This window comes from Campylobacter sp. US55 (genome assembly GCF_004378955.1).
Taxonomy (GTDB): domain Bacteria; phylum Campylobacterota; class Campylobacteria; order Campylobacterales; family Campylobacteraceae; genus Campylobacter_D; species Campylobacter_D jejuni.
This window is the reverse complement of the sequence record NZ_RYYF01000016.1, coordinates 1-5,000: the sequence shown is the minus strand read 5'-3', so window position 1 is coordinate 5,000 and position 5,000 is coordinate 1. Positions and strand designations below refer to the sequence as shown.

The window sequence follows — 5,000 nt, the reverse complement described above, 5'->3', positions numbered from 1 at the left end:
ATTAGATACCCTGGTAGTCCACGCCCTAAACGATGTACACTAGTTGTTGGGATGCTAGTCATCTCAGTAATGCAGCTAACGCATTAAGTGTACCGCCTGGGGAGTACGGTCGCAAGATTAAAACTCAAAGGAATAGACGGGGACCCGCACAAGCGGTGGAGCATGTGGTTTAATTCGAAGATACGCGAAGAACCTTACCTGGGCTTGATATCCTAAGAACCTTATAGAGATATGAGGGTGCTAGCTTGCTAGAACTTAGAGACAGGTGCTGCACGGCTGTCGTCAGCTCGTGTCGTGAGATGTTGGGTTAAGTCCCGCAACGAGCGCAACCCACGTATTTAGTTGCTAACGGTTCGGCCGAGCACTCTAAATAGACTGCCTTCGTAAGGAGGAGGAAGGTGTGGACGACGTCAAGTCATCATGGCCCTTATGCCCAGGGCGACACACGTGCTACAATGGCATATACAATGAGACGCAATACCGCGAGGTGGAGCAAATCTATAAAATATGTCCCAGTTCGGATTGTTCTCTGCAACTCGAGAGCATGAAGCCGGAATCGCTAGTAATCGTAGATCAGCCATGCTACGGTGAATACGTTCCCGGGTCTTGTACTCACCGCCCGTCACACCATGGGAGTTGATTTCACTCGAAGCCGGAATACTAAACTAGTTACCGTCCACAGTGGAATCAGCGACTGGGGTGAAGTCGTAACAAGGTAACCGTAGGAGAACCTGCGGTTGGATCACCTCCTTTCTAGAGTACAAAGTAATAAGTCTCACAACTATTACTTCAATATATAAACTCAATTGATTCTTGTTTAGATTTCAAAGATTGATGATAAAGCTAATTGTTTATGGGGAATTAGCTCAGCTGGGAGAGCGCCTGCTTTGCACGCAGGAGGTCAGCGGTTCGATCCCGCTATTCTCCACCATTTATTAAGGGCCTATAGCTCAGCTGGTTAGAGTGCACCCCTGATAAGGGTGAGGTCACAAGTTCAAGTCTTGTTAGGCCCACCATAAAAAAGATTTGAATAAAGAAGCTTTAAAATCTAAAGCAAGTATATAAAGTAGATTAAATATAAAATATAAACCCTATACTTAGATTTATTTTTATCTTTAACTATAAAAGAATATACTTTAATAAATATAAATAGCATATACATTATGTATTTATATTTATAATGATTATATTAATATATATGCTTCCTTTAGGTTTTAAACCTAAATGTTCTTTTTAATTATCATTGTTAAGAGTCACAAGCAAGTTTTAATAAAAACAATTTTACAGGACTTGTTAAAGGATAAAACCTATTTATCTTTTCTTTAGTTTAACTTATATCTTTTAATTATCTTTATTTCTATAATAAAGAGAATATTAGATTTAAGATTTATAAATTAAAGACAAGTTTCAAACTCACAGCTTAGTTGAGACTAAATCATTTAGTTTTATATTAAGTGTTTGAATGCTTTCCGTCTTAAGATAAAGAAGTCTTATCATAAAAACTTTAACAAGGAAGTGATGCGTTTTAGAATCAATAATAAAAGGTAAAAAAAGGTAAGCTACTAAGAGCGAATGGTGGATGCCTTGACTGGTAAAGGCGATGAAGGACGTACTAGACTGCGATAAGCTACGGGGAGCTGTCAAGAAGCTTTGATCCGTAGATTTCCGAATGGGGCAACCCAATGTATAGAGATATACATTACCTATATAGGAGCGAACGAGGGGAATTGAAACATCTTAGTACCCTCAGGAAAAGAAATCAATAGAGATTGCGTCAGTAGCGGCGAGCGAAAGCGCAAGAGGGCAAACCCAGTGCTTGCACTGGGGGTTGTAGGACTGCAATGTGCAAGAGCTGAGTTTAGCAGAACATTCTGGAAAGTATAGCCATAGAGGGTGATAGTCCCGTATGCGAAAAACAAAGCTTAGCTAGCAGTATCCTGAGTAGGGCGGGACACGAGAAATCCTGTCTGAATCCGGGTCGACCACGATCCAACCCTAAATACTAATACCAGATCGATAGTGCACAAGTACCGTGAGGGAAAGGTGAAAAGAACTGAGGTGATCAGAGTGAAATAGAACCTGAAACCATTTGCTTACAATCATTCAGAGCACTATGTAGCAATACAGTGTGATGGACTGCCTTTTGCATAATGAGCCTGCGAGTTGTGGTGTCTGGCAAGGTTAAGCAAACGCGAAGCCGTAGCGAAAGCGAGTCTGAATAGGGCGCTTAGTCAGATGCTGCAGACCCGAAACGAAGTGATCTATCCATGAGCAAGTTGAAGCTAGTGTAAGAACTAGTGGAGGACTGAACCCATAGGCGTTGAAAAGCCCCGGGATGACTTGTGGATAGGGGTGAAAGGCCAATCAAACTTCGTGATAGCTGGTTCTCTCCGAAATATATTTAGGTATAGCGTTGTGTCGTAATATAAGGGGGTAGAGCACTGAATGGGCTAGGGCATACACCAATGTACCAAACCCTATCAAACTCCGAATACCTTATATGTAATCACAGCAGTCAGGCGGCGAGTGATAAAATCCGTCGTCAAGAGGGAAACAACCCAGACTACCAGCTAAGGTCCCTAAATCTTACTTAAGTGGAAAACGATGTGAAGTTACTTAAACAACCAGGAGGTTGGCTTAGAAGCAGCCATCCTTTAAAGAAAGCGTAATAGCTCACTGGTCTAGTGATTTTGCGCGGAAAATATAACGGGGCTAAAGTAAGTACCGAAGCTGTAGACTTGCACACAACTTAGATTATTTAAGTTTAGAATATGAGAAACTAAGTTATATGTTTAGTTATATTTTTACTGATTTTTATAGAGTAAAGATAGAAATAAAACTTAGTAAAATCAGTAAAAATATTCTTAGGCTAAAGTTAAGTAGTTTAAGTTGTGTGCAAGTGGTAGGAGAGCGTTCTATTTGCGTCGAAGGTATACCGGTAAGGAGTGCTGGAGCGAATAGAAGTGAGCATGCAGGCATGAGTAGCGATAATTAATGTGAGAATCATTAACGCCGTAAACCCAAGGTTTCCTACGCGATGCTCGTCATCGTAGGGTTAGTCGGGTCCTAAGTCGAGTCCGAAAGGGGTAGACGATGGCAAATTGGTTAATATTCCAATACCAACATTAGTGTGCGATGGAAGGACGCTTAGGGCTAAGGGGGCTAGCGGATGGAAGTGCTAGTCTAAGGTTGTAGGAGGTTATACAGGCAAATCCGTATAACAATACTCCGAGAACTGAAAGGCTTTTTGAAGTCTTCGGATGGATAGAAGAACCCCTGATGCCGTCGAGCCAAGAAAAGTTTCTAAGTTTAGCTAATGTTGCCCGTACCGTAAACCGACACAGGTGGGTGGGATGAGTATTCTAAGGCGCGTGGAAGAACTCTCTTTAAGGAACTCTGCAAAATAGCACCGTATCTTCGGTATAAGGTGTGGTTAGCTTCGTACTAGGATTTACTCCGAAAGCGAAGAAACTTACAACAAAGAGTCCCTCCCGACTGTTTACCAAAAACACAGCACTCTGCTAACTCGTAAGAGGATGTATAGGGTGTGACGCCTGCCCGGTGCTCGAAGGTTAATTGATGGGGTTAGCATTAGCGAAGCTCTTGATCGAAGCCCGAGTAAACGGCGGCCGTAACTATAACGGTCCTAAGGTAGCGAAATTCCTTGTCGGTTAAATACCGACCTGCATGAATGGCGTAACGAGATGGGAGCTGTCTCAAAGAGGGATCCAGTGAAATTGTAGTGGAGGTGAAAATTCCTCCTACCCGCGGCAAGACGGAAAGACCCCGTGGACCTTTACTACAGCTTGACACTGCTACTTGGATAAGAATGTGCAGGATAGGTGGGAGGCTTTGAGTATATGACGCCAGTTGTATATGAGCCATTGTTGAGATACCACTCTTTCTTATTTGGGTAGCTAACCAGCTTGAGTTATCCTCAAGTGGGACAATGTCTGGTGGGTAGTTTGACTGGGGCGGTCGCCTCCCAAATAATAACGGAGGCTTACAAAGGTTGGCTCAGAACGGTTGGAAATCGTTCGTAGAGTATAAAGGTATAAGCCAGCTTAACTGCAAGACATACAAGTCAAGCAGAGACGAAAGTCGGTCTTAGTGATCCGGTGGTTCTGTGTGGAAGGGCCATCGCTCAAAGGATAAAAGGTACCCCGGGGATAACAGGCTGATCTCCCCCAAGAGCTCACATCGACGGGGAGGTTTGGCACCTCGATGTCGGCTCATCGCATCCTGGGGCTGGAGCAGGTCCCAAGGGTATGGCTGTTCGCCATTTAAAGCGGTACGCGAGCTGGGTTCAGAACGTCGTGAGACAGTTCGGTCCCTATCTGCCGTGGGCGTAAGAAGATTGAAGAGATTTGACCCTAGTACGAGAGGACCGGGTTGAACAAACCACTGGTGTAGCTGTTGTTCTGCCAAGAGCATCGCAGCGTAGCTAAGTTTGGAAAGGATAAACGCTGAAAGCATCTAAGCGTGAAGCCAACTCTAAGATGAATCTTCTCTAAGCTCTCTAGAAGACTACTAGTTTGATAGGCTGGGTGTGTAATGGATGAAAGTCCTTTAGCTGACCAGTACTAATAGAGCGTTTGGCTTATCTTTAATAAAGCATCACTTCCTTGTTAAGGTTTTTAAAGAAAACTTTGAATATAGATAATATTTAGAGTTTAGTAGAAATCTTTCAAGTAGAGTTTGTATTAGAACTTGCTCTTAACATTGTTTTTTAAGTATTCTATATAAAGACTTATCAAAGATAAGTAAAGAAGAAAGAAAAATAAAAGAAGAAAGAGAATAAAGAAAAAAGTAAAGAAATAAAAGATTAGGCTTTATTCTTAAATTCAGTCTTTCAAAGAATATTTAAATAACAATGTCCGTGATTATACAGATGTGGAAACGCCTTGCTCCATCCCGAACCAAGAAGCTAAGCACATCGTGGGTGATGATACTACGCCTTACTGGCAGGGGGAAAGTAGCTCATTGCGGACTTGTTAAAT

At 42.5% G+C, this 5,000-nt stretch carries 2 tRNA genes and 3 rRNA genes (1 of these 5 running past the window's edge); all 5 read left to right on the top strand.

Annotation, left to right across the window (positions count from 1 at the left end):
• Positions 1-753: ribosomal RNA gene (locus ELQ07_RS08085) — 16S ribosomal RNA — on the top strand (it extends 760 nt beyond the left edge of the window).
• A gap of 102 nt (positions 754-855) precedes the next feature.
• Positions 856-931, top strand: a tRNA-Ala gene (locus ELQ07_RS08080).
• A gap of 8 nt (positions 932-939) precedes the next feature.
• Positions 940-1,016: transfer RNA gene (locus ELQ07_RS08075), tRNA-Ile, on the top strand.
• 536 nt (positions 1,017-1,552) lie between these two features.
• Positions 1,553-4,608: ribosomal RNA gene (locus ELQ07_RS08070) — 23S ribosomal RNA — on the top strand.
• A gap of 267 nt (positions 4,609-4,875) precedes the next feature.
• Positions 4,876-4,992, top strand: a 5S ribosomal RNA gene (rrf, locus tag ELQ07_RS08065).
• Together the 16S, 23S and 5S rRNA genes with 2 tRNA genes alongside form the textbook arrangement of a ribosomal RNA operon.
• The last annotated feature ends 8 nt before the right edge of the window (positions 4,993-5,000 follow it).